Here is a 26,508-nt window from a genome sequence, read left to right on the forward strand (position 1 = left end):
GTAAGGCTTTGCCCATGTATTATAAACGTCCGATCCTATGCAATTCACAGTATACGCCTATTCAATTGCACTTCCTATATCAAAAATTGACGTTATAATAAGAGAAGTCGTCATAAATTTACATTCAACCGAAGGAGGCGCAGGATCATGGACTTTATTTTAGATCGTATTGAAAATAAAATTGAATTTTTTCAAGCTTACGACATGAAAACACTCGAAAAGAAAATTAATGACCAAATCGACAATAACAAAGCGCTCATGCTTGATGTTTATGCGATACAGCACCACATTGTATTCGACCCGAATGCAGGTAAAATGCTGTACAGTGCTGTTATTCATTTCAAAGTGAAATAAGATGACGATCAAGCGAAGCATTATGGAGTCGCCGGGCCACCTCTATTTCATTCCTGAATTGCCCTTTTATGTGAATCGTGTACATGAAACTTTTGATCTACAGCAGCATACACATGATTTCATCGAAATTAGTTATGTCGCCGAAGGAAGCGGTTCCCATTATATTGACAATGTCAGTATGCAAGTAACCAAAGGAGACCTCTTCTTTTTGCCAGTTGGCATTTCCCATGTGTTCCGACCATCCTCAACGAATCAAAAAAAACCGCTCATCGTCTATAACTTTATCTTCACACAAGCCTGGATGAACCAATTGCTTCAGCATGCTGCAGCAATGGGGGATCCAGATATGCAGCTTTTTTTTCAAAAAGCAACGGAAACGAATGACGAAGTAGAATTTCTATCTTTTCATGAACAGAACGGTGAATTCCAATCTCTATTTGAGCGATTACATTTCGAGTATAATGCTCGCCGCGCAGGTTTTATCACCGTTATGCAAGCATCTGTGCAGCAATTGCTCGTATATATGCATCGAGAGAAGCTGGATCAGCATCCACAGGTTCCTCAAGCCAATATGAAAAGCATCGAGCATATCTTGGCTTATATTCGTACGAATTGCAGCCATCCGATCACCTTAGTTGAAGCAGCGGCCAAGCTATCTTTAAGTGAACGCCAGCTCCAACGTCAGCTGAAAAAGCTCACAGGTATGACCTTCACCACATATGTACAGCATGCGCGATTGGAAGCTTGCTGTCAGTATTTACGCGAATCATCAGACAAAATCAGTGATATAGCCGCACTTGTCGGTTATCAAGACATGAAATTCTTCAATCAGCTGTTCAAAAAAATGATCGGCGTCACACCGACCCAATATCGCCAGCAGCAAGCTGAGCGCAAAAAACCACTCGCATCAATTTGAATGGGAGTGGTTTTTTTATTTGTTAAAGATCCATCATGAATCGGAAAGTCAAATCGTTAAAACCTGGCAATCCTTCGTGACCAAAATCTGGGAATATTTCTAGCTTTTTATTCGCCGTGATTTTATTATACGCTGCAAATTGGGTAGACGGCGGGCATACCGTGTCCATGAGACCTACGGCCATCATCACATCGCCTTCAATCCGATTCGCTAAGTTTTGGATATCGATATAACCCAATTTCGTAAAGTATTCTTCCTCGCGCTTGTGCTGCGGGTCATGACGACGGAAGAAATCTTTCAATTCTAGGTAGGCATCCTTTGCCAAATCCATTTCCCATACGCGTTTGTAATCACTGAGGAATGGGTAGACGGGTGCTAATTTCTTGATACGTGGTTCCAGCGCCGCACAGGCAATCGTCAATGCACCGCCTTGTGAGCCTCCCATCGCACCTACACGTGTTGCATCAACTTCAGGCATGTTCATGGCAATCCCTGCTAGCTGTGCGGTATCCAAGAAAATATCACGGAATAAGAGCTGATCTGGATGATCATCTAAACCACGAACAATGTGTCCGCGTAAAGTTGTCCCTTTGGTTCCGCCAACATCTTCAGAGAATCCACCTTGACCACGACAATCCATGGAGAAGAACGAATACCCCAGAGCTGCGTAAGACAACTTATCATTCCAGTCTCCAGAATTACCTGAATATCCATGAAACTGAACAATAGCTGGATGAGGCTCAGTGACGTTCTTCGGGCGAATGTACTTCGCGTAAATACGAGCACCTTTCACACCTGTGAAATACAGATCAAAGCAATCCGCATACGGCACTTGAAAATCGCTTGGGCGAAGTTCAATTTGGGGATCTACAGCTTTCATTTCAGCGATGGCACGTTCCCAGTAAGCATCAAAGTCTTCGGGTCTTGGATTTCGCCCTTCGTACGTGAGCAACTTTTCTAATGGATAATCAACTGCTGGCATGTAAACATCCTCTTTTCTATCCTATGTATGAATTTAAGCGACCGTGTAGGAAGTGAAGTCTATTGCTTCACCATTTACAAGTGAAGTGATTTCCTTCGTTGGATCGCCGCTTACTAACAATGTATCATTCGTTAAAGACGTATAGGAAAGGATATTATTTTCACCAAAATGAGGTTGCTTAGCTAGCATGAGCTCGGCAAAATGGTGAACATCGCGAATGCCGTGGGACTCCGCTTCTGCCAGATCGATACATTCGACGACGACTGCATTCTTTCTCCCCTGGCTAGTTACAAAGCAGCGATCCTCAAGAATCTCACGCTTATACGGTTGCTGGATAAATACGGCCAAGTAAACATTAGCAAACCGACCAAATAGTCCAGTTGGTGACTCCACCCACTCACCCAGCGGTAAGCACCCTTTGATATAGCCCGGTTGGTTCTCTGGTATATCATAAGTCGCCATAATTACATGCCTATGAAAAAGCACTTCTGTGTATTCGCTCTGATGGCGTAAATCTCCTTCTGGCTTCTCCAAATCCGGATGGAAAAAATAAGCATGATTCACAGATTGCAAATGATCGAGCGGGAAAGCAACGTCCCAGCGGTGCTGCTCGTTATCAAACTCACGGATTCGCTCCCACATACCACCGATTGCATAATTTTCTGTGATATATACATAGCTGTGAAGATGATCCTGCTCATGCTCCGCTTGTCCAATTTGTTTGGGAACTTGTCGTTTAATTTCTACAGGAGTTGACCTACGCTGCAGAGCAGTTTCAAGGCAATGTGTTGGTGCTTCATACACAAGGAAACCTGCATATTCCGTTCTTGGCATCGGCGCTGGCAGCTTGAAATCTCCGAACTGTACGTAATCGTGCAACACATTCATATCTCTCGGCATATCATGCGGCCAAATCCGCGCATGCGGACCTACCCAGGCTCCACCTAAGTAGTACGTCGCACGTTCATTCCATAAATAGTCCAACATTTGAGCTAAATCACTGCGAATTTCTTCATCTTGCGTCAACTGCCACGCACAGGTAAAAGCCTGCACCCAGTGCCAGAACCATGGCAGTCCTCCGTACTCCGTCATCCCGTTGGATGTTACACGTTCGAGCGTAACACGCAAGCTTTCGTGCCCATCCTTAAGGAGTTCGGCATCCTCGTACCGTTGTCCCAAAATCAGCTTAGCAGCGGTATATTTTGCTTCATGATGACCGTAATTTGTAACCGCTTTCCGGTAAAAGTTGCTTTTGTATATATGGCGAAGCGTGTTATCAAAAGCGGTTCGGAGAGCATCACTCAACTGCTCTTGATAGCGCTGAGCAAAATAAACCATCAAGCTCCCCATTAACTCGACAGGTAATGTATTCTTAGTCGCCTCTTGAGGTGTTGGTCTCAGATTAAGCGGCCAATGCCCGTAGGTGCTGCTAGCCGGATCCTGATCTTGAATTTCTAGTAAGTTCAGGAACACGCGCTCTGCTTTGTCCTTTGCCTTCTCGCGATCACCCTCGAAAGGAACCGCATTATCCACGGAAGCGGCAAATAAATAGGAGGCGTAATAGAAATTATCCCGAACGTCCCCTTCAAAAAGAAAGCCATTGCTCAAAATGGGCTGTATATTAGCAGCGGCTGCAATGCTGGCAATGATTTCTACTTGTCGTTGCTGTATCGTCGTCAAATTGTCATCTCCTATTGAAAAGCTCATCAGCTTTTTGTTTCATAGCAAAAAATAGATCTATCATTATGTTGTTGAAACGTTTCACTTTTATCATTTTATAGTCTAATACATGTAGCGTCAACGAGAAGTTACCGGGTTGGATTTACGGTGGGGAGCTCACGGAAATAGATTTAATAGAAAAGAAACACGGCTGCTCCATCTTCCATCCTCCGAAAGTCACACTCTAAAAAAAGATGCGAATACGCAACTTTTTCTACTAGAGAAGTCGCGGTCTATTAGAAAAGATGCGATTGTGCAGCTTTTTCCACGGTATTTCTCCTTTTTATGGATTATCCGTACAAAAGGATGTAATTTTGCAGCAATTCCTCGATAAACGGTCTATTCTCCTTAAAAAGATGTATTTTCGCAGTTCTCTCCTCATAGCGAGATGCTTAATGGCAACTAAAAAACCTCCACAAACTCGTGGAGGCCCTTCATCTCTTTTTACTGAATCAATGAATAGATATCGGTATACGTATATCCGTGTGCTTCTGCTACAGCTAGATACGTAACATGTCCCTCTGCGACGTTGATCCCCTTAGCAATCGCCTTGTTGTCGAGCGCTGCACGCACGAAGCCTTTTTTTGCGATTTGAAGTCCGTACGTCGTGGTGACATTCGTCAACGCCAAGGTTGAAGTGCGCGCCACCGCTCCAGGCATGTTCGCAACGGCGTAATGGATAACGCCATGCTTTACGTAGGTTGGTTGATCATGTGTAGTAATACGGTCAATCGTCTCGATTGAACCCCCTTGATCGATGGCAACGTCAATGATTACACTGCCTGGGCTCATCGTTTTCACCATTTCCTCCGTCACTAGACGAGGAGCGCGAGCACCAGGAATAAGTACCGCACCGACTACCAAATCCGCTTTACGCACAACCTCTGCGATGTTATACGGGTTGGACATGATCGTTTTGACACGTCCCTGAAATTGATCATCCAATTGACGCAGGCGATCCGCATTCAAATCAATAATGGTCACATCTGCACCAAGCCCGATAGCCATTTTGGCTGCATTGGCACCGACAATCCCGCCGCCGATAACGGCTACTTTCCCAGGTTCAACGCCTGGTACACCACCTAGCAGGATGCCTTTGCCGCCATGCGCTTTTTCCAAAAAGTGCGCACCAATCTGCACAGCCATACGTCCAGCCACTTCACTCATCGGTGTCAATAACGGTAAACTGCCATTGTCGAGTTGGATCGTTTCATAGGCGATAGCTGTTACTTTTTTGCTGACCAAAGCATGTGTTAATTCAGCCTCAGGAGCCAGATGCAGATACGTGTACAAAATCAAGCCTTCATGAAAATACCCGTACTCCTCAGGTAGCGGCTCTTTCACTTTGACTACCATATCAGAGGACCATACTTCCCCTGCTGTTGGAACAATCGTTGCTCCTGCTGCCGTATAATCCTCATCCATGAACCCAATGCTGTGCCCAGCTGATGTTTCCACCCGTACTTCGTGACCTGCTTTAATGTATGATAGCACCGAGCTCGGTGTCATGCCTACACGAAACTCATTATTTTTAATCTCTCTAGGAACGCCAATAATCATGCCCCATCAACCTCTCTTGAGGACCCCTTAACACAAGGATCGCTCTCTACTTGACTCCAAGTATAAGAGAGAAAAGGTTCCGTTCCATTAGACATTTTGTCAAAAAATAAACAGCTTTTTTTTCACAATTTCTTCTCTGGATGCAAAAGTTGATAGGCACGGATGGCTACTTGAAGGGCTAATCTTTTCTCCGAATTCATATAGTCAGCGCCTAGCAGCTCTTCAATTTTGTCCAATCGGTAATAGAGGGATTGTCTCACGATAAAAAGCTGCTGCGCAGCAATTTGCTTCGAACCATCATGGTCGAGATACACTTTAAGCGTTCGCAGGAGTTCACTGCCTTTTTGACTATCATGATCAAGAATTGGACCGAGGTAGGAGCGAATAAATGATGCCAAAATCTCCTTGTCCGCAATATGAAATAGCAACTCAAATACGCCAAGTTCATCATAAAACATCACGTTTTTTTGCTGAAGTGTGACCGTTAAAGATAAGGCTTGAAGCGCCTGTTGATAGCTGCGATGCGCTTGTAGGAACTTTTGATTCGGCAGGCCAATCCCCATTTTCAACTGAATCCCCTCATTATCCTTCATCCCTTGAATCAACTCACACACGTGCTTCAAACGCTCCTTAGCCGCCTTCTGGGGAGCCTTATCGAATGCGACAACGACAAGTCTATTGTGTTTCAAGGTGATTAAGGGGTGAAAAAGCTGACCTTCGAAAATCGATCGTGCTGCGAGCGACAAGTGCAATCCCGCAGATTCGATTCCCTCATCTTCTGTGGCTCCACCCTCATCATGCTCCTGGTCAAATTCGATCAAAACTACCCGATAGGTTAGTGCATTCAACCGCCTAAACTCAGCGCCGATCAGCCCCTTAATCTGCTCCTCATCATGAATGCGCATGTGCAGTAAATCATCGACCCATAGCGTTTGCGAATACAATTTCCGCTCTTCCATATACCTTTTGCGCAACAAATCTTGCGCGATGGACAGGGATGCGGAGTCCAAAATTAAATACTCGTACTCCTGTGGCTTTCGATCTAGAACGAGCAGGATGTGCGCCCAGGTTTTCCCCATAGCGCCTACAGGCTGAGCAATGACCGTGCGGCCCTCCACTTCTTCATACAATGGGCCAACACTTGGACCTTCATTTCCACTTTCTAGGCTGCGTTTATCAAGAAAAGCCAGCCATTGGGAGGACTCCTTTTTCCCAAGCGGTGGCGTGAACTTTGGCTGGGCATCCACAGGGGCATAAATGACCTGTCCTTTGGTACTGCTTTGCAGTAAAGCTAGTACATGCGTGACACCTTGCGAAGTTAAGGTCATCCGGTGAAATTCACGCGAGATTTTCTCCAAATCCTGAAGCACCTTATGTTGTTGATTAATGATATGAGCATGAATATCTTGCGTGATCGTAATAAATCGAACCGCCTCTGAGAAGATAATAAGCGGGAAATCGTGAGCCTCTGCTGCATCCATCCAAGCTTGTGGTACTGAACTTATATAATGTCCCATCTCGATACAGAGACAGGTTACATTTCTATGGATTAATTGATTTAAATAGGTCATGAACAAATCGGTATCGTTCTTAAAAGCCGCACCTGTGGTGAGAATCATCTCGCCACCTTGCAGCAGCTGTTCAAACTGTATCACTTCTATAATGTGAACCCAACGAACTAATCGGCCTAAGCCTTTTGCGCCAGCCGCGATGTAGGCATGCTGAAAAGAGGGACGTTTCAATACCTCTTCGACGGTTAATTGATAATGTTGATGCATCCAAACTCACTTCTCTCTACGCAATCTACGATTTAAAATGAAAGTTATCCACAACATTTGCCCTAGAGTATTTGTGGATATCAGAAAGATGTACTTACAAGGAAGCTTTCATTTTAAGTGTACACGAAAATTAGATGGGTTCCAAAGTCTTCGCACATAAAAACGCCGCCAGCTCAGACCAAATGAGCAAGCGGCGTGTTCTTCCATCGTACGATAGATCTATGACGATTCCAGCGAATTTCTAATTTGAAGTACATCTTCGTTCGTCTGACGAACCAATTGGGTGAACTCCTCATAGGGTTCATCAGCAAGATCGAGCAGCCCGTAGTTCCCAATCAAGCCTTGGGGATTGCCATAGTCGTACATGGCGAACCAATGTGTTCCCACAACAAAAGGCATGCGGGCAGCTTCTTCCACGAAGTTGCGATACGTTTCTCCTCTGCGAGCTTGGGACCGTACTAAGACATTACGCGCTCCGTTGGTATTCATCAAAAACCCTGCTTGCGCACCCGCGCAGAAGCTGAATTCAGTGATCATGAACGGCAAGCCTGTGCGCTCGTGAATATAACTCATCCACCGTTCCGGCAGGTCAAAGCTGTAAAAGTTCAGCGTAATCACATCTGCGTAGTCTTTCATGACATCAAAAACAACCTCTGGTGTGCTTGTACCCACCATCCTGTCCCCCAGGTTAAGTCTGCTTGGATCATATCGTTTGAGTGCATTTGATGTCGTTTGATAATAAAGCTCAGCAATCAGACGAAGGAAAGCCAATTTGTCCGCTTCCAGCGCTTCTGGATGATCCGCCCGGTAAACCGCAATATGCGCCAAGTCCTCAAAATCTGTATATTCGGCTCCCCAAGTCTCATTTAATCTCTCAATCGAACAGTGGCGTTCTCGTAGTGTCTTGATCCAGGCCAATTTCCCGTACCCGTTTGCCGGCTGTTCCAAATAGTCATCAACTAGGCTCGTTTCATTCGCGCCATTGCCTGGGTCATTGTTGCCCCATTTGCCGCCATGTCCCCACCAGTGAATTTCATTATCGGTATAATAACCAATAACACCTGGATCGTTCAATAGTGCTTCCCCCCGGCCGCTCATAAAGCAATCCAAGCATGCGCGTTCCACGGAGGCATGAAATTTGGGGTCGAATACGTCAGGGAATCCCGTTCCCCAATCCGTGTTCACCTTTGGCGCAAACCTGGACATACGGATTTCAACTGTTTTTGGCTTACCGTTTCCCCAATAATAAGGTTCATGCCAAGCCCCCAGCGTATTGAATCCGAACTGCTCCACCTGGCTCAGCTTTTTCTTGGCCCATTCGGGAAACCATTCTCGATTTCCGCCGTATTTTTGTACCAGATTTGTTTTCAACCAATGAGCCTGATCCACGATCTGGTTATGCACGCCATTCACACCAAGGGAATAAAAAGGTTGATTTTGCGGCGTTATAAACGACCATTTCCCGTTTTTTTGCGCTACCTGATAAAAATTACCCATGATACCCCTCCCAAGAGCTAGGCTAATAAAACGCTTTCATCCTATTGTAGAAAAATCAACTTCTCCTCTCAATGAGGGCATGGAACGAAATATATCGGAATCGACGGAAATGGTGGTCGATATTTGTATTTGCTGGAGACAGAGAGATTTTTCAAAAAAACACGTACCCATCCCATCGGGACGTGTACGTGCTATAAATACATTTATTCGTATAACGCGTGATCGATAGCCACTTTCTGGTGGGACCACACCTGCTGGGAAGTCCACGGCACATCAGCACCTTGCCAGAACTCATCATTCGCTGGCAATCCAAGCGGAAGGAATACCGCAGAACACAGGTACAAGCTTCCTGTCGAGATGTAAGGCTCCCCCAACTCAGGTTGGTGCCCGCACAGACCGATACGCAACCATCCGGCTTCATCAAAGGTACCTGGCGCTTCGATCAATCTGCGAATGACAGCCGTCAAGGCGCCGCGTACTTGAGCTGGCGCAACCTCTACGGGCAGCTCACGACGATGTGCCGTCTGAGCAAGCGATTGAAACGCGCCGAAGCGGTATGCTAATGACCGGCCAATCGCTGGGAACGTACCTTCCGGAGAAATCATGCGCTCCTGAACGGCTGCATAACGTTGCGCGCGTTTCAGGATGTTCTCTCGCATTTTGCCCCAATCCGTATATAACGCATGTACATGCTCAATGATATCCACCATCATTGGCTGAATAACAAAGCTATTGTAGTAATCCGCATGATAGTCTACGCCATCCCCATACATGCCGTCGCCTAGATACCATTGTTCATGCTGCTTTAGTGCAAAGTCAACACGCATATGGTCCCATTCCTCGCCCATGACTCCAAGCGCCGTTTCTGTCATCGCTGCGAAGAGCAGCCAGTTATTAAAGCCTGGCTTGCGTGTCCGCGAGGTTTTCATCGCGGCTGCGAGATTGGCTTGTACACGCTCATCCAAGCTGTGCCAGAGTGTATTCGGCGCACGTAGAATCGCATGAGACAGAAAAGCAGTATCCACGATCGGCTGCATGCCTGTCGCAAAGTTCAAGAAATCCGGAGACTCAGGATCCGTAGCCGCATCCATAGCCTCTCTTGCCAGCTTGCCATATGTCAGGCGAATCTCTTCTTCCTCGGCATTGAGCGCAGGTGTCTCTAGCCAAGGCGCCATCCCGACGAGCGTACGACCGAACGCTTCGAGATGCGTAAAGGCGCGTTGCTCTTCTTTTTTACATTCCACTGGCATTGTGGCACGAAGTTGTCTAGTTGCTAGCGCCTTAAGTACAGGATCAGCAATGCGAAGCATCGTCTGAAGCCAATAAGCGCGATCTGTTGCCACAGTTGATAGCGAATTACTCATACCAATAACCCTTGAAGCCTTTTTCTAGACGTAGAAGTGCTTCTAAATAGTAGTAGTCGCCCCAAATCACATAATCATCCGGTGCTGCTCCACCGCGAACACTGTAGGAACCGCGCTCAAGGAAACCTTGTGCATCCGGTTTGCCAATAGTAGCGTAGGACTTCACGAGTCCAGCCATCGAACGTTGCACACCATTTTCCAAGAATGCACGATCTGGATCATCCCCTGACAAATGCTCAAGAATCTCAAGAGCTCCAGCAGATGCAATGGCAGAAGCAGAACTATCTCTTTTCGTTTCGGCATTAACAGGTGCATTGAAATCCCAATACACAACATCATCTTCCGGCAGACGCTCAAAGAAGTAACGTGCTAAGCGTTTGGCAGTCTCTAAGTATAATGGGTTTTTCGTATAGTGGTAGGAAAGCGCAAAACCGTAAATCCCCCACGCTTGTCCTCTTGTCCATGTTGACCCATCGGAATACCCTTGATGAGTTCCACCATGCAGCGGTTCACCTGTTTCTTGATCGAAATAGAACGTGTGGTACGAAGAATCGTCACCGCGTACCAAGTAACGGCGTGACAGATCCGCGTGGATAACAGCTACATCTTTATATTTTGAATCACCTGTTTGTTCATAAGCCCAGTACAATAATGGCAAATTCAATAGACAATCGATAATGATTCTTCCGCCGTTCTTCTCGTCACCCTCTGGACCCCAAGCTTGAATGTACTGGCCCTTCGGTCTCCAACGCTTCATTAAGACATCAGCAGCTTGCAAAGTAAGTTGTTTCGCGTTCTCATCCTTTTCGAGGATCCATTGCGCTTTCGAAGACAGGGAATAGAGGAAGCCGATATCATGGTGACCTAATCCTACATTATTCTCAAGTCTTTGTTTAAAGCTTGCAACTGTGCGCTGTGCAGCTTCTTGGAACACTTTGTCCCCTGTGTATTGATAGCCCAGCCACAAAATGCCTGACCAGAAGCCATCCGTCCAATCCGTATTTGGATTCAAATGATAAATATCGTTCTCACTGACATGAGGGAACTGATCCCCGAAACGCTCAATATTTACTTTCGTCTTCTGCAAAGCATCTTCAATAGCTTGTTTCCACATGTTAGAATCACTCCGTATCACTTGTTATAGGTTGCTCAATGATTGCTCCAAAAGCCCGAGCGAGTTAAACGTTTAACACTCACTTTTAGCTTAAATTGAAACGTTTAACCTGTCAAGAGAAAATATCCAATTCGGAGGAACAAATTCGATACAAGCTAGCTTGCAAAAAAATAGGCTTTGCCCACTAAAAAAAAATAGAACCATCCCTATATTTGTTACGTAATACTATTCATGCATGACATTCTTTCAGGGTTAGGGAGGTTTCTTGCTTATGACAATAACATTTGCTTTTCATCCAATCACTTCAATCCGGGACGCTATCTCTGAGATCGTCTGGTATCTGAGAAAGAAGCGTAGAGCTTAAAATCCAACTCCATGCCCTAAGAAACATAGAAGAAGAACAAAGCCTATGGCTTTCCCTTGTGGGAGAGACATAGGCTTTGTTGTCTGTTATCTGCTATAAGGCTGCGCTTTTTCCACCATCAATATTCACGGAGGTTCCCGTCACATACGAAGCAGCATCCGATGCTAAAAAGGTGATTACATTGGCCGCTTCCTCCGCGTTACCAATACGCCCTAGCGGAATATCGTGCCGCGGATCGCTAGCGAATTCTTCCCAAGTCAAATCTGGAGCAACTCGCTTCCATACCTTCTCGATTTGGTCACTTCGTATCGTGCCAATACATACGGTGTTGACCCGAATCTGTGCTGAACCCAGATCTTTGCTCATCGCATTAGTTAAAGCTAAGCCAGCCGCTCGGCTAACGGAAGTTGGCAGTGAAGAAGCTGGCGGCGTCTTTGCAGCGGACGTCGTAATATTCACGATGGAACCACCGCCTGCTTCGCGCATATGTGGAATGGCAAATTGCGAGCAGTGAATCGCTCCGAACAGCTTCAACTCCAAATCTTGACGCCACACGTCCGAGCTTACCTGCTGGAATGGCGCTGCCGAAGCAGTACCTGCGTTGTTCACTAAGATATGTAAACATCCGAAACGTTGTACAGTCTCTTCAATCGCACGCTGACAATCCGCTTCTGATGTCACATCAGCCTGAATCGTCAGCACTTCACCCTCGGTTAAGTTGGCAATCTGGACAGCCGCTTCTTGAAGCTGCTCGGCATTACGTGCAAGTATGGCTACTTTTGCACCTTCGCGCGATAAGGCAATGGCTGTTGCTAACCCAATCCCTTTGCTTCCTCCAGTAATTAGAGCAACTTTATTATGTAAGCCTAGTTGCATAGCTTTCGCTTCCTTTCCCTCTATGACAGAATGATTCCTTTATAAGGTTAAGCATACGCCATCTCTACGCCTTTTTTCAAATCCAAGTTGACCGACAGCTATGACAAAAAACCATCAGGATCGATCATCCTAATGGCTTTCCGTCTCATTTCCTATTGATTTAGGTAAACAGCTTTACCCGTACGTGCAGACTCATAAATAGCTTCAAGTATTTGTGATACCACAAATGCTTGTTCTGGTGTTACAACTGGATCGATATCTTGCTCAATCGCATTGATCCATGAACGCATTTCTACATCTGCTGCGCTCTCGCTGGCACCGTCATAGAAAGCAACGCCGCCTGCTTTTAAATCAACTTCAGTTGTGTATAGACGGCTGTGCTTCTCACCATTGATGCGAAGTCCGCCTTTCATGTCTGCTCCACCTTCGGTACCGCTCAACGAACACTTCGCTTCATCTACTTCAAGCGTATTTAACGCCCAGCTGGACTCCAAGATAATGGTCGCACCATTCTCCATCACGATCATCCCGAAAGCAGAATCTTCCACGGTAAACTTGCTTGGATCCCAAGGGCCCCATGCATTGGCTGCATTTTCTTTTTGAGACAACTCATGATAGGAAGTTCCTAACACAACCTTCGGCTTGTAGTTGTCCATCATCCAAAGCGTCAAGTCTAACGCATGCGTACCAATGTCGATTAACGGACCTCCACCTTGTTTCTCTTCATCTAAGAAAACACCCCATGTAGGTACAGCACGACGACGAATCGCATGCGCTTTAGCAAAATAAATATGTCCTAACTCGCCATCAGCACAAACGTTTTTCAAATGCTGGCTATCCGCGCGGAAACGGTTGTTATACCCAATGGTTAGTTTTTTGCCTGTGCGTTTCGCAGTTTCAAGCATGCGTTTCGCATCCTCAGCTGTTTTTGCCATCGGCTTCTCACACATTACGTGCTTACCAGCTTCGAGTGCTGCAATCGAAATTTCTGCGTGAGAAATATTCGGTGTTAACACATGTACAATGTCGATCGTTGCATCTTGCAGTACTTCTTTATAATCTTCGCAAACTGTTGCGCCTTCAATCCCGTATTTTGCTGCTGCTGTTGCTGCACGCTCTTGGACAATGTCACAAAATGCGACTAATTCAACATTAGCTAGCTTGCTCAAACTTGGTAAATGCTTACCATTTGCAATTCCACCGCAACCAATAATACCGATTCGATACTTACGTGACATGTGAAGACCTCCAGTAGGTTTTGTTCTTACATTCAATGATATGATATCTAGACAACTGCCTTAAATGTTAGCACAGGAAAACGCTTAATTTAAGTCTGAATTTCGGACAAGCATACTCAGAAAATACGACACAACAAAAATACCAGGAGAGCATCTCCCCTGGTATCTGGATAAAGAACTTAGCTTCCACCTGCCCGCTTCTGGGCATCCTCTAAACAACTCCTGTACAATTGTTCTTCCGGATGCTCCTTTGTTAACTCCTCATAATAGCGAGCCACCTTTTGAAAATAGTACGCATGCACATCCGTAGTCGGAACTAAGCGATGTGGATCCCAGCGATACGTCTCTACACGATACGCCTGGCCTTGCTCCTTTGTCCATAAGGCAATTTCACAAAGTCCATCCGAGCCGTTTCGTGTGGGCATATCTTCAATTTCCACATGTGAATAGGTCGTGCCAGGAGGAATGACACGTTGGAATCCAGCCTGCGTCCATTGAATAATATCTAATTCCGCAGTCTGCTCAGTTGCATTTTCCCAGCCAATAATGACGTCCCAGCCTTCTCTGCGTGAGATCGGCGCTGCTGCAAAATCCTTAACAGCCTGCTCCCTGCCTGTAGAAGCCGAGGCAATCGGGAACCAGTTACCCGAGTACTCTTTCAGGGAGAACAAATATTGACTATCTAAATATCTATACAGAGCTGTAATTTCTTGAAATCCATCCCCATCTACATCGGCATAAAGTATCGCCGTGGGATTTCCCTCCTGCTGCAATACGACAATCTCGGCCTCCTCAGGAATACAGCTGCGGACGACAGAAAGAAAATCAATTGAAGACAAGCTCATCGTTATCCCTCTTTTCGCATCTTCTTTGGCATAAGTATATGCGGAGGGGAACTTGGCACATGAATATCATTTGAAGAGAGGCTTTGAAGCTTCTAAGGCTTAGGCACTCCCGCGCTGCTCGTTGTGCAATTGATGGACGCATTGGATAAAACGTACGGTCTGCGTTTGAGCTCTCATAACGACGGAATGGGTCTGAGCACGGCCACCCCAGCCATATTTCACACCATGTAAGAAATCACCGGATGTGACGCCTGTTGCTGCGAAGATGATATCGGACTCGCCCACTAGCTCACGCATGCCTAATACTTTCGATGGATCGGAAATGCCCATAGCTAGGCAGCGCAGACGCTCTTCCTCATTCTCTGGCAACAACCGACCTTGCAACTCGCCTCCCATACAGCGCAATGCTGCAGCCGCAAGCACCCCTTCGGGCGCTCCACCTGAGCCGACATGCAAATCTATGCCTGTTTCGGGAAAAGCGACCGCCATGGCACCTGCCACATCACCATCGCTGAGCAAATAGATTTTGACACCAAGCTTACGCAAAGTAAGGATGTGCTCGGCATGGCGATTGCGATCCAGAATGGAGACGGTCAGCTCGGAGATCTGCTTTTGCAGCAAACTTGCGGCTTTCTGAATGGTTACCTCCAGCGGATCATCCAGACTCAACTTACCAGCCAAACGCGGCCCTACCGCGAGCTTCGCCATATACATATCCGGGGCATGGAGTAGATTTCCTTTCTCAGCAATTGCGACGACGGAGAGTGCATTATTCCGACCACTGGCCACAATGTCTGTTCCCTCTAACGGATCGACGGCAACATCAAATTCCGGCCCTGCGCCACTGCCGACCTCTTCTCCAATATAGAGCATAGGCGCCTCATCCATTTCCCCTTCACCGATAACAACGGTCCCGCGAAAAGGAACGGCACTGAAATATTCACGCATCGCAGCCGTTGCCGCTCCATCCGCATCGATCTTATTCCCTTTGCCCGTCCAGCTTGCCGATGCAATGGCTGCGGCCTCCGTTACCCGTACGATTTCCAACGACAAGTCTCTATGCATGAGCAATCCATCCTCCCGAAATTGGTTTAATTCGTTATTTGATGCGCTATGATCTTTCCGCCAAGATTAAGCCTGCTGTTTCCTCAATGGCTTTCTCACTCACATCAATGACGGAACAACCCAATTCACGATACAATTTCATGGCAAAAGCAATTTCTTCCTCTATGCGATCTTTCGTTGCATATTTAGCACCAAATGGAAGACCAACTGCTTTCAGCCGTTCCGTGCGAATGCCAATTAATTTATCTGTACTCATGGTGAGCCCAACTAATTTTTTGGGATCTAAGTCAAATAAAATACTTGGTGGTTTTACTTCGGGTACTAGGGGATAATTCGATACCTTATAACCTTTATGCGCCAAATAGATGCTAAGTGGTGTCTTCGACGTTCGTGATGGTCCCAGAAGTACGATATGTGCTTGTTTCATTGTGCTTGGATCCTTGCCATCATCACTATTAACCGTAAATTCTACAGCTTCAACCCGTTGATAATACTGTTCATCTAGCTGATACAACAGCCCCACCTTGCGTTTCGGCGAATCCTTGAACGTATCGATAAAGGCTTGCATCATCGGACCCATAATATCAATCGCATTCACATTCAAGCGAATGGCTTCCTGCCGCATCATCTCTCTAAGCTCTGGCAGAACCAGCGTGTACGCAATAAATCCCTTTAATCGTGAAGCTTCTTCTACGATCGCTCGCACTTCATCTTCTGTGCGGATTGAACCATGTCTCTTCACGCTAACTTGACTTGCATTGAACTGTCGAATCGTTGCTTGTACAACCGTATTCGCTGTTTCTCCTACCGAATCCGAACATACGAAAATGGTATGCAGCTTCTCTCCCATGTAAATTCCCCCTGATTTACGTACCCCGCGCTACATCCAGCAGCAATTTGGTCATCGTTGTTTTCGTAATTCGGCCAACCACTTCCAAGCCTTCCCGACCATCAATAGCTTGGACGACGGGCAAGCTGTCAACCTCATGGTGAATCATCTTCCGTGCGGCCTCCAACACACTATCTTCCGGCTTCACAGTAATGATGTTCGGTTGTCTGGTCATCACTAGCGAGACTGGCATCGACGTTGCCGTTGCATGTCCTAGTGTAACTTTAAGCAAATCCTTTCTTGAAACGACGCCAGCAAGGGTTCCCTCTTGATTGACAATCATCAGACTCCCTACATTCTCCAGAAAAAGTGTAACGACTGCATCACTAACGGTCACCGTCTCACGAAGGATGACGGGAATGCCCATCACGTCCTTCACCTTCATAGATTCGATCAATTTAAATGGTGCTTGTACGTCGAGCGCTGCTGTGCCAAGAAAATAACCTACCTTGGGCTTCGCATCGATATGCCGCAGCATAACCAAAACGGCTAAATCCGATCGAATGGTTGGCCGGCTAATGCCCAACAGCTCCGCGATGCGTTCCCCGGCAATAGGTGCATATTTGCCGACAAGATCAATAATTTCTAACTGGCGAGCCGTAAGTTCGATGATGCTTCCCTCCTAATGCCAAGTCATACCGCTATATAGTATGTTCTATTTATTATATATTGTATATTATATATCATTTATCTGATATATAAAGTTGTTTATTGCCTATAAAAGAAATATTTATCACCTATTTCTTATAAAGAGACAAAAAAACGCCATTCCAACCTCAACGGTTGAAAGGCGTTTCTTTCTAAACTCCCTAACTCCTTACTTACAAGAAGAATACAATGCCCAACATGCCCGCACAAACGATCACGAGAAGGGGAGGCAGCTTGTATTTGACAATGGCGAGGAAAGCTCCTCCTGCAATGAAAAGTGTAGCAACCTGGCGCCATGAGACGCCAGTGTGTACAGATCCGAAAGAGGTCATGCCAAAATGCAGCGCCGCATACACGATAAAACCAGTCACCACAGGCTTTAATCCATAGAAGGAGGATTGAAACCATGGATGCGAGTGCCAGCGGAATAAGAACGCAGCCACAAGAATAATAACAATTAGCGATGGAAGTACGATCCCTAAGGTGGCAACTATCGCCCCTGGGACCCCCGCTGTCTCATAGCCAATTAATGTGGCAGTGTTCGTGGCTATCGGTCCTGGACTGGATCCTGCTAATGCGATCACATGATAGAATTCATCTACGGTCATCCATTGATGCCGCTCGACCTCGAGCTGGATGACGGGAAGAATGGCATAACCACCGCCAAAGGAGAGGAGTCCGATTTGGAAAAATGTGAGAAATAAATGAAGCAGCATCTGCCCATCACCTCATCCCTATATGCCATCTGCCATATAAAAATCGGCAGTCTTGTTGTCCTTACTCGTAGAGGGTGGTGTTGCTGTATGCGTAACGGGCTTGTTCATGCCCCATTTGTTCTTCAAATACATAGCAATCCTACCTACCACTACACCAAGTACGACCAAGACAAGCGGTGAGATGGGAACTGTAAACATTACAATTACCGTTCCTATGGTTGTCAGAAGTGTGAGCTTGTCTAAGATCGCGGATTTCGCCATTCTGTACGCAGCAGCCGCAATGAGGCCAATAATTGCCGCATGAATCCCATCCATGATGGCTTGCATTTTGGGGTAATGCGCAAGCCAAGCATAGAGTAAACTAAGCAGCAGAACGATGAAGAAGGTTGGCAACGTAATTCCAACAATCGCAGCAACTGCCCCCGAGACGCCTGCAAGTCGGTATCCGACCAACGCCGACACATTCACACCAACGCCACCTGGAGCTGCACCCGAAATAGCCAAAAGTTCAGACATCTCATCGTCTGTCATCCATTGTTTTTGAGAGACCACTTCACGTTGAATGGCTGGAAGCATCGCATAGCCGCCACCGAATGTGAGCGGGCTAATGCGTAAAAACACGCAAAATATCGCTATAAGCTTGCTCAGTATATTCTTTGACATAACGCTCAACCTCCCCTACGCTTAATTCTATTTTGAATTAAAGTCGAGAGGAAATCCAATCAATTTTCGTGATCCAATACAAAGAAACTGCTTATAACTCGGGACTTTCACCCAATTAGCAGTTTCCCCGATGATAAGTTTCTTTTATTTTGAAACAAAAGGGCGAACTTGCTTCTTCATTGCCCTATTGGTCATGTACACGCCTAACACGATGGAGAAGGCCCCAATGAAGTGATAAAGCTGCAAGGACTCCCCGGTGAAGGTGGTAGCAAAGATTGCGCTAAACAACGGGATGAAATTGAGAAATCCCGCACAACGCTGGGGACCGGCAAGCTCTATCGCTTTATTCCAACTCAGGAAAGCAACGATGGAAGCAAAGATACCTACATAGAATAAACCGCTCACTAAGCCGGGACTCCACGTAACTTGAGGTGCTCGGATCGCCCATTCCATGGTAGAGCTTGGCAGCAAAACAACAAGCGCTACCATTACTTGAACTAGCAAAAAAGGACTGGCAGGGAACTTTCCTGCCATCCTTTTCATGCCGACTGAGTACAAAGCCCAGCAGATAACGGCGACTAGCATGAACCAATCACCTTGATTGACCGATAATCGGAGAATCGCAGACAATTCGCCCTGACTGATAATCCAGCACACACCTACAATCGATACACCGATTCCTGGCAGCGCCCACCAGGCAAGTCTTTCCCTCATCACTGCCCAAGTGATCAAGACTACAAAAATAGGTGTCGCTGAATTCATTAATGACGCATTAATAGAGCCTGTATATTGAACAGCAACATAGGTCAGTGAGTTAAATCCTGCCACGCCTGTCAGCGAGAGAAATAGCACCATTTTCCAATGGGCAAAAAATTCATGTTTGAGCCGCCAAGCTGCTTGGCCAAAAAAAGGCAGTAAACATAAGAAAGCAATTCCCCAGCGCACTGTTGCTAAAGTGATGGGAGGAATTTGCAGAACGAGTGCCTTACCCGCGACAAAGTTACCTCCCCAAATGCAGGTTGCGAGAATTAATAAGAAATACGGTGAACGGTTCAGCATAGTTGCACTCCTTTAAGATCTTACGAGCTGTTGCGGCACACCAAGTTTACCACCTTCCCGCAGATCTTAACAACCGTGCTTTAGGAATCATCTTCCAGAAAACAAACCTCACAGAAACAACCAAGTGGAATCATTTCGCGCAGATAGCGCATCAGACTGTCCTTCTCAGACTCACTCATTTGCTTAAGCGCATCGAAATCAAAATGAATCATACTATGGATCACATCATAATGCTTAAAACGCAAACGCCCATAGGGAAACTGCCGATTAATCGCAGCTAGAATACCAAATTGATTCAAGTTCGTGCGCAGCGCTGTCTGAACAATTTCGACAGGCACCTCTTCTACTAACGGCACTTTATCTGCGCGAACCGCACAGTAGGCTTTTACTTGAAATGCGACGTAGGGGTACAAGTAAGCGTTTGCATATTTTTCTACATTAAGTGCATCCTGCTTCGTTAGTTGCAAATCCTCTGTCCAAGCATAAATCGTGGCCTTATATTTATCTGAAGTGTGAATTCGGATGTACCTTAAATGGGGAAAGCGAGTTTTCACAAGCTTCTCCGATAATAGCCGTGTTCCCACCAAGATCACCTCTTTCGTTCCTGGGTTGTAGAATTAGTATATGCATGAAAACAAAAACAGCCATCCTTTTACTTTGAAAAGGCAGCTGTCTTTGTCTACTCATCCACCTCATATCGTCATTCCCTCACTCAACTATATTCGGGAACTTGGCCTAATATGATAGACAAGCTATGAAAAAAGCCGCCACACAAGGTCAAATGACCCCAAGTGACGGCTACTTGTGTTGCGACTCTTACAAGCCCTTCGCTTTCAAGAAGGCTTGCCATTGCTTCGTCGTTTCTGCATCAATCTTGTCTTGCCCCGCTGCTTTCAGCTTGTCGATGTATTTCTGCAGTTGATCCGCAGGATCTACGGCACCTGTTTCAAGAGCAACTTGGAACTCGTTATCGACGGCCGTCACGTTGGCAACCTCCGATTTAATGGTGTCTCTGTTCACATCAAAGCCATAGGAGGCTGGAACCATCGCGCTTTCGTTCAATTTAATCGTTTTATCCCATACATCAGCCGTCTGCGCACCTTTTAAGTAGGCATTGAATTGATTACCGAACACCCAATCTACATTCGGCGCATACCCAGAATCCTTGATCGGTTCGATATACTTATCATCTTTCTTCGTGTAGTGCTTGCCTTCCACACCATTCGAAATGAGGTTGTATAACACTTTATCCGTGTTCAGCAAATTAATAAACATGAGGGCACGTTCTGGATTTTTGGATGTTTTGGAAATGACCTGCATCGCACTTGCCACACCGGTAAAGTAAGAGTCAGAAATCGGCACATACACGACCGGATTATTGCCGTTATTCGCCATTTCATCTACTTCACCGCCTGGTTTCGTTGTAAACTCCAGACTGACAGCCACTTTTCCTTTTTTCTTGAGATCCGTGATGTTTTTCACTAGTGGTGCATCCTCATTAATATAGCCTGCTTTCGACCAGTTGTGCATGGTCGTATAGAAGTCCTTCTTATTCAACAATTGTTGAATTTTCGTGATCGATGCGTACGTCTTATCATCCTTTTTGTAAGCAACCGCAAGTCCATCTGCATTCACCAAATTAGGATCGGTATAGAGGCCCCAAGAATTCATAGCCATTCCAAATGGAATAACATCCTTTTCGTTTGTCTTGATCGTCTTCAAGAAAGGCTCGAGGTCTTTATAGGTTTTAATTGAATTGACATCCAATTTATACTTATCAACGAATTGTTTTTGAATAACAAGACTCTTGGTCTTCGCAGCAATTTGATACACAGGGAAGCCATAGACCTTGCCATCAGTTGCTTTCATATCTGGCCAGAATTTATCAGGAATGTTCTTCCTGGCCTGACCCGCATTTTTACTGATCATTGCGTCTGTCAGCTCAAGGAGTGCTCCTTTATCGATGTTCGGCTGATAGCCTAGCAGCCAATATTTCGAGCCCCACGCCACATCAAAGGCTTCGCCGGAAGCCATAATCGTATTCAGCTTCGGATCATATTCATCAAAGGAAAGAGGTTTTAAGTCTACCGTTGCATTGATTTTACTCTTCACATACTTATTGACTTCCTCATTCACAAGTGCTTGATCTTTACCAGGCGGATTACTTGGATAATAGAATGTCAACTTGACTTCTGGCAGCGTGCTTGGTGCAGGTGTTGCTGGGGTTGCGCTTGTCGAAGTTGCTGGTGTTGTTGCCGTCGGCGATTTCGTTTCACTTGCCGTATCAGTCTTGCATCCAGCTAACACCGTCATACTCAGAAGCATAATGGCTACACTGCTCAGGTACATTTTTTTTCCTTTTTTCAACCTTCACACCTCCATAATAAGTACCCCTAAGTTCATCAGATCCATCAAACCAACCTTACCAACGCAACGCTCACCTCCTCTCAGCTTTTTAATGAACCTACCGTTATTCCTTTAATAAAGTACTTCTGGAAAAAAGGAAACAGAATCATCATCGGCCCGCCGGCTACCAAAGCCATAGCCATGCGAACTGACAATGTGGGGAAGTTCGCGAACTGTAATTTACTTGCTGTCTCAGCCAGAGGTGAATTCGCTAAGAACTCAATTTGCGATAAAATACGAACGAGAAGCAGCTGAAGCGGTACATATTTGTTGTCATCAATGAACAACAACGCATTAAACCAATCATTCCAATAGGCAAAAGAAATAAATAAGCCAAGCGTCGCCAGCGCCGGTGTTGACAGCGGAACAATAATGCGAAAGAAAATACGAATCTCGCTAGAGCCATCAATCTTGGCAGATTCGATGATTTCCATCGAGATTTTATCGAGATAGCTTTTCATAATAATGATATTGAACGGATTCATCAGTAGTGGAATGATGAGTGCAAGCATGGAATTTTTCAAATGGAGATACTGTGTCATGAGCATATAGAACGGAATCGTGCCGCCATTAAACAATAACGTGAAGAAGATATAGAATGTAAGTGGTCGATGATACCGAAAATCGCGTCGCGACATCGGATAGGCCGTCAGTGTCGTTAACAATAGTGATAACACGGTGCCAACAACCGTAATGACAATCGTAACTCCGTATGATTTCATCCAAATTTCCGGTGATTTCAATACAATTCGGTACGCTTCTAAGCTGAGCTCATTTGGAATAAAACGATAACCGTACTGAATTAAACTGTTCTCCGAAGTCAGCGACACGGCAATAACGAGCACAAAGGGGATGATCATCAACAGACAAATGATCGTAAAGAATACATGGATATACCAAATCGATGCTGTTTTCACTGGTTTTGCTAGTGCAAGTTCCATAGGACTCCTAAGCCCCTCCCCCATTAAAATAGTGCGTTATCTTTGTCAATTCGGCGAACTGCTGCATTGGCTGTCACAATAGTAATTAAGCCTACAATCGATTGCAGAAAGCCTACAGCCGCCCCAGAATTGATGTCGCCGAGCTTCGAGAGCGCACGATACACATACGTATCGATGACATCTGTTGTCGCGAAGTTAGCTCCTACATTATTCGGTACAAAATAATGCAACCCGAAATCCCCGCGGAAAATATTGCCCAGGCCTAAGATAAACACAATGATAATTAATGGTTTCATGAGGGGCAATGTAATGCGAAAGATCATCTGAACGCGTGAAGCGCCATCTAATTTTGCAGCCTCATAATATTCCGTATTAATGCCTACAATCCCCGCGTAGTAGATCAAGGTTGAGAATCCAACACCTTTCCACACAGCCACCAAAGGTAAAATAAATAACCATGGTGTCGTTTCCAAATACCATTTGTGCGGGGATAACCCAAAGGTCGTCAATAACGTATTGAGATAGCCGCTTTTATGCTCTAAGAAGCCGTACGTAATATAACCAACTAAAACAAGCGAAATGAAATACGGTAAAAATAAAGTCGTTTGATACACTTTCACCATGCGTCCACTAACCTCATATAACAAAATGGATAAGATTAGCGCCGCCAATGTGCCAAGTAAGATATAGGTCATGTTGTACAATAAGGTGTTTCGAATAATCCGTAGGGCATCCTGCGATTTAAATAGGAATTCAAAATTTTTGAGCCCATTCCACTTACTCCCCAGAATCCCTTGATCATATCTGAAAAATTTGAAGGCAAGGATGAGACCAATCATAGGGAAATAGGCAATGACTAATTTAAACAAGATGCCAGGCATCGCGAGCAACAGCAGCTCTCGATTTTTGCGCAGATGTTTGAACTCCTGTATAAGCCATCGGTTTTTGATGGGATGTGATTTCCTCATTGTGCTCCTCCTCCATATCCGTATCTTGCCACAAGATAAAGCGTTTACATAGCGTAAGATTTCAGAATTCATGTACAAAACTTATGTACAATGTTCGAATTACTCTCTTTTTTACCATCAAAAAGTGAAAAACCGCCCTTCTAGGCACCAAATGGTGGATGAAGTGGCGGCTAGTCGTATCCATGATCCCTCTTATGAAATGGATTTCTTCATGCGGTATTCTTTCGGGGTACTGCCGAATTTGGCTTTGAACAGTCGGAAAAAGTAACTCGGATTCGCATATCCGCATTTTTCCATAATATCTAAGACCGAATGATCCCCATTCTCAAGTAATTGCTGCGCATGTTTGAGTCGAATATCATTAATATACTCCGTTAACGTCAGCTGACAGCTATCCTTAAATAATTTGCCCAAGTAAGCTGATGACAGCTTGACGGTTGAAGCTATGGTTTGTTGGCTGAGGTTAATATCCGCATATTTCTGATGAATAAGTTCTTTGACCGTTTCTAGAATCATGTCATTGCGTTCCACGTTGGATGGTTTCTGACCCTCACAGATTTGGGAACATAAAGCCAGCAGAGCGACGTACATCTCTTCTAGCGTCTCTTTTTCCTGCGGGATGTGATGAATATAGTCGACGCTGAAGCTCATCTTCGTTACCCGATTCTCCATAATCTCAACGACTGTATATTTGATCACCCAGGCTAGATTCGTTACAGCGCGATGAATATCATGATAATGAAAAGTGGCAAAAAGAGAGAATGCTTTCTCTAATTCGATACCAGCCTCCGTCATTAAGCCCTTCTTCAAGCTCTCGGATAATTTGCGCTCAATCGCTTCTGGGATGGATACTCGCTTATTCGCGTTGTTTTCCTTCACCATTTCACTCGTAATGATCGATTTGTAGCCAAAAATAACCGTGTACAAGCTGTTTTGCAAAGCTTGGGTATACCCAGATGACAGCTGCGTCAGCTGAGCAATCGGGTCACTAAGCCCACAAGACAGACTCAAATCGTAGTACGTCGCAATCGTTTGTTGAATCTCCTTCAGAATGGGAATCATCCGATCCATTTCACCTGTCGTCGCTGTATCATTCCGTGAAACAATAAGGATGACATGATCCCCCCATACCTCCACTGCTTCACAAGGATATGTCTTCGACATCATTTCCTGCGCAATATTGGTGATGGCAAAGCTGTGCATCTTCTTTAGGGCAAGGTCTGTAGTACTTGCATACGCTTGAAAATGGTCTAATCGAAGTACACACACAATCGTGTCGGATGGATAGACGATGTTTAAGCGATGCTTTTCGATCAGATGGATCATGTCGTGATGGGAAAACATTTGACCGTCTGTCAGAAATTTGCGGATGTAATACTTATTTACGATGTGCTCGGAACTAATTTCCTGCAAGGTATGGGATAACGCTAGATAATTCTCACTCATGACATGCAACTCATCACCTTCGGTTCGCCTTGTGTGTTCATCACGCGGATGCTGGAAGCGAATGCGGTGCAGCATATCTTCGATCGGGTGATACAATTTATAGGACAACCAGACTGAAATGCCAATGGCGATCAAAAGTAATACACCCGAGACCAGCAGTGATTTGACGCGAGTCTCTGTGACCTCAGCCATCAATTGGTCATACGACTGAACATACAGGATCGTCCAATTCGGAATTGGATCTGCCATATAGGTAATCATGCTTTTCTTACCGTCAACGTCCCCAATAACAAAGCCAGACGGTTCGTTCGTTGCAAGCTTATGATTCATAATGTAATTGTGTATGGCGTCTTGCGTCGATGACTGCGCATAATCACCCAAGGCGTGGGAAGAGTACAAACGGCCTTCCTGATCCCCCATCAGAATGTCACCTTGCGATCGGCTGCCTGTGTCGTTCATTTTCTTCAAACTATCGAATACCCAATCAGATTTAATGTAGAGTACGATAGCTGATTCACCGCGTGAGAAGGGTTTTAAAGAGTCGGTTACAACAAAAGCGAACGCATCGATCTGTCCATCCTCGTGTTCAAGGCTCACTGGGATGAGTCGGGAAGTTTCGTGCATGTGAGAGGGGTCTAGCAGCCAATCGAAAATTTTCTTTTTGGTCACGCCGCCGTCTAGAAGGAAATTGCTGGTCGTGCCGTAAATCTCATTTTGCGTATGATTATAAACGACCATGGAATGTAAGAACGAGGAACTGTCCATGATACTGGACATGCGTTGGTAGCTGCGGATTAAATCCATCTTGGGCAAAGTTTCATCAAACATCAATGGAATGAGCAGGTTATCCTTAAAAACGAAGTAGGATAAATGCGTGATGATTTCATTCATATAGGAGAAATTGTATTGCATTTGGGTAAGAATTTTCAGATTGGAATCTTCCTGAATCCGTTTGACTGATTTCTCAAGTAAATACGTATTGGCAAACGACGAAGCTAATAGGACGATTACCATCGATAACAGGATAGAGTTCAGTACACGCTGCAAATATTTCTTGGATTTATAGAACCCGAATCCTTTCAAGACGACCAAGCCCCCTC

Annotated in this window: 23 protein-coding genes; 2 read left to right on the forward strand and 21 right to left on the reverse strand. The window is 45.4% G+C overall.

The features are described 5' to 3' along the window. Nucleotides 1-147 precede the first annotated feature (147 nt). Together AC58QT_RS08765 and AC58QT_RS08770 are read left to right on the forward strand one after the other, a co-directional pair. Nucleotides 148-354, forward strand: a complete 207-nt coding sequence (locus AC58QT_RS08765; RefSeq protein WP_310223138.1) for a YrzA family protein — start codon at nt 148-150, stop codon at nt 352-354. 1 nt (nt 355) lies between these two features. Then, nucleotides 356-1,270 (forward strand): helix-turn-helix domain-containing protein, encoded by a 915-nt coding sequence (locus tag AC58QT_RS08770; protein WP_497408564.1) that lies wholly within the window; start codon nt 356-358, stop codon nt 1,268-1,270. A 22-nt stretch (nt 1,271-1,292) separates the two neighbouring features. Here AC58QT_RS08770 and AC58QT_RS08775 read toward each other — a convergent pair whose 3' ends face one another. The 21 genes from AC58QT_RS08775 to AC58QT_RS08875 all read right to left on the reverse strand — a co-directional run bounded on the left by AC58QT_RS08775 (nt 1,293) and on the right by AC58QT_RS08875 (nt 26,491). Beyond that, nucleotides 1,293-2,252 carry an acetylxylan esterase gene (locus AC58QT_RS08775; RefSeq protein WP_497408565.1) on the reverse strand — a complete coding sequence of 320 codons (960 nt, stop codon included), beginning with the start codon at nt 2,250-2,252 and terminating at the stop codon, nt 1,293-1,295. Between the two features lie 33 nt (nt 2,253-2,285). Beyond that, nucleotides 2,286-3,932: a hypothetical protein gene (locus tag AC58QT_RS08780; RefSeq protein ID WP_497408566.1), complete on the reverse strand. Its 1,647-nt coding sequence runs from the start codon at nt 3,930-3,932 to the stop codon at nt 2,286-2,288. Nucleotides 3,933-4,415: 483 nt separating this feature from the next. Beyond that, entirely contained in the window at nt 4,416-5,531 is a 1,116-nt protein-coding gene (gene ald, locus AC58QT_RS08785) for an alanine dehydrogenase (protein WP_497408567.1), read from the reverse strand. A gap of 122 nt (nt 5,532-5,653) precedes the next feature. Next, complete coding sequence (locus AC58QT_RS08790) at nt 5,654-7,309, reverse strand: PucR family transcriptional regulator (protein WP_497408568.1); 1,656 nt, start codon at nt 7,307-7,309, stop codon at nt 5,654-5,656. Between the two features lie 219 nt (nt 7,310-7,528). Next, nucleotides 7,529-8,806 (reverse strand): hypothetical protein, encoded by a 1,278-nt coding sequence (locus AC58QT_RS08795; RefSeq protein WP_497408569.1) that lies wholly within the window; start codon nt 8,804-8,806, stop codon nt 7,529-7,531. Nucleotides 8,807-9,009: 203 nt separating this feature from the next. Further along, nucleotides 9,010-10,170, reverse strand: coding sequence for a DUF2264 domain-containing protein (locus AC58QT_RS08800; RefSeq protein ID WP_497408570.1), 1,161 nt, complete (start codon nt 10,168-10,170; stop codon nt 9,010-9,012). Further along, entirely contained in the window at nt 10,163-11,284 is a 1,122-nt protein-coding gene (locus tag AC58QT_RS08805; protein ID WP_497408571.1) for a glycoside hydrolase family 88 protein, read from the reverse strand. The genes AC58QT_RS08800 and AC58QT_RS08805 overlap by 8 nt, the downstream gene beginning before the upstream one ends. A 457-nt stretch (nt 11,285-11,741) precedes the next feature. Further along, nucleotides 11,742-12,524, reverse strand: a complete 783-nt coding sequence (locus AC58QT_RS08810; protein WP_497408572.1) for an SDR family NAD(P)-dependent oxidoreductase — start codon at nt 12,522-12,524, stop codon at nt 11,742-11,744. A gap of 152 nt (nt 12,525-12,676) precedes the next feature. Continuing rightward, entirely contained in the window at nt 12,677-13,762 is a 1,086-nt protein-coding gene (locus AC58QT_RS08815) for a Gfo/Idh/MocA family protein (protein WP_497408573.1), read from the reverse strand. A gap of 179 nt (nt 13,763-13,941) precedes the next feature. Beyond that, nucleotides 13,942-14,607 carry a hypothetical protein gene (locus AC58QT_RS08820; protein ID WP_497408574.1) on the reverse strand — a complete coding sequence of 222 codons (666 nt, stop codon included), beginning with the start codon at nt 14,605-14,607 and terminating at the stop codon, nt 13,942-13,944. 99 nt (nt 14,608-14,706) lie between these two features. Continuing rightward, nucleotides 14,707-15,672: a class II fructose-bisphosphatase gene (gene glpX, locus AC58QT_RS08825; protein ID WP_497408575.1), complete on the reverse strand. Its 966-nt coding sequence runs from the start codon at nt 15,670-15,672 to the stop codon at nt 14,707-14,709. 46 nt (nt 15,673-15,718) lie between these two features. Beyond that, entirely contained in the window at nt 15,719-16,522 is an 804-nt protein-coding gene (locus tag AC58QT_RS08830; RefSeq protein WP_310223109.1) for a pyruvate, water dikinase regulatory protein, read from the reverse strand. Nucleotides 16,523-16,538: 16 nt separating this feature from the next. Further along, on the reverse strand, nt 16,539-17,174 hold the full coding sequence (locus AC58QT_RS08835) for a helix-turn-helix transcriptional regulator (RefSeq protein ID WP_497408862.1): 636 nt from the start codon (nt 17,172-17,174) through the stop codon (nt 16,539-16,541). A 208-nt stretch (nt 17,175-17,382) separates the two neighbouring features. Beyond that, nucleotides 17,383-17,925, reverse strand: coding sequence for a chromate transporter (locus AC58QT_RS08840; protein ID WP_497408576.1), 543 nt, complete (start codon nt 17,923-17,925; stop codon nt 17,383-17,385). Nucleotides 17,926-17,943: 18 nt separating this feature from the next. After that, nucleotides 17,944-18,588 carry a chromate transporter gene (locus AC58QT_RS08845; protein WP_497408577.1) on the reverse strand — a complete coding sequence of 215 codons (645 nt, stop codon included), beginning with the start codon at nt 18,586-18,588 and terminating at the stop codon, nt 17,944-17,946. Nucleotides 18,589-18,732: 144 nt separating this feature from the next. Further along, nucleotides 18,733-19,647, reverse strand: a complete 915-nt coding sequence (locus AC58QT_RS08850; RefSeq protein WP_497408578.1) for a DMT family transporter — start codon at nt 19,645-19,647, stop codon at nt 18,733-18,735. A gap of 80 nt (nt 19,648-19,727) precedes the next feature. Further along, on the reverse strand, nt 19,728-20,231 hold the full coding sequence (locus AC58QT_RS08855; protein ID WP_497408579.1) for a hypothetical protein: 504 nt from the start codon (nt 20,229-20,231) through the stop codon (nt 19,728-19,730). A 232-nt stretch (nt 20,232-20,463) separates the two neighbouring features. Then, on the reverse strand, nt 20,464-22,014 hold the full coding sequence (locus tag AC58QT_RS08860; RefSeq protein ID WP_497408580.1) for an ABC transporter substrate-binding protein: 1,551 nt from the start codon (nt 22,012-22,014) through the stop codon (nt 20,464-20,466). Between the two features lie 80 nt (nt 22,015-22,094). Next, the gene (locus tag AC58QT_RS08865) at nt 22,095-22,994 is read right to left on the reverse strand and encodes a carbohydrate ABC transporter permease (protein WP_497408581.1); all 900 of its coding nucleotides are present in this window, start codon (nt 22,992-22,994) and stop codon (nt 22,095-22,097) included. Nucleotides 22,995-23,017: 23 nt separating this feature from the next. After that, nucleotides 23,018-23,962: an ABC transporter permease subunit gene (locus tag AC58QT_RS08870; RefSeq protein WP_497408582.1), complete on the reverse strand. Its 945-nt coding sequence runs from the start codon at nt 23,960-23,962 to the stop codon at nt 23,018-23,020. A 192-nt stretch (nt 23,963-24,154) separates the two neighbouring features. After that, complete coding sequence (locus AC58QT_RS08875) at nt 24,155-26,491, reverse strand: helix-turn-helix domain-containing protein (RefSeq protein WP_497408583.1); 2,337 nt, start codon at nt 26,489-26,491, stop codon at nt 24,155-24,157. Between the last annotated feature and the right edge of the window lie 17 nt (nt 26,492-26,508).

The organism is Paenibacillus sp. J31R109 (assembly GCF_059692055.1).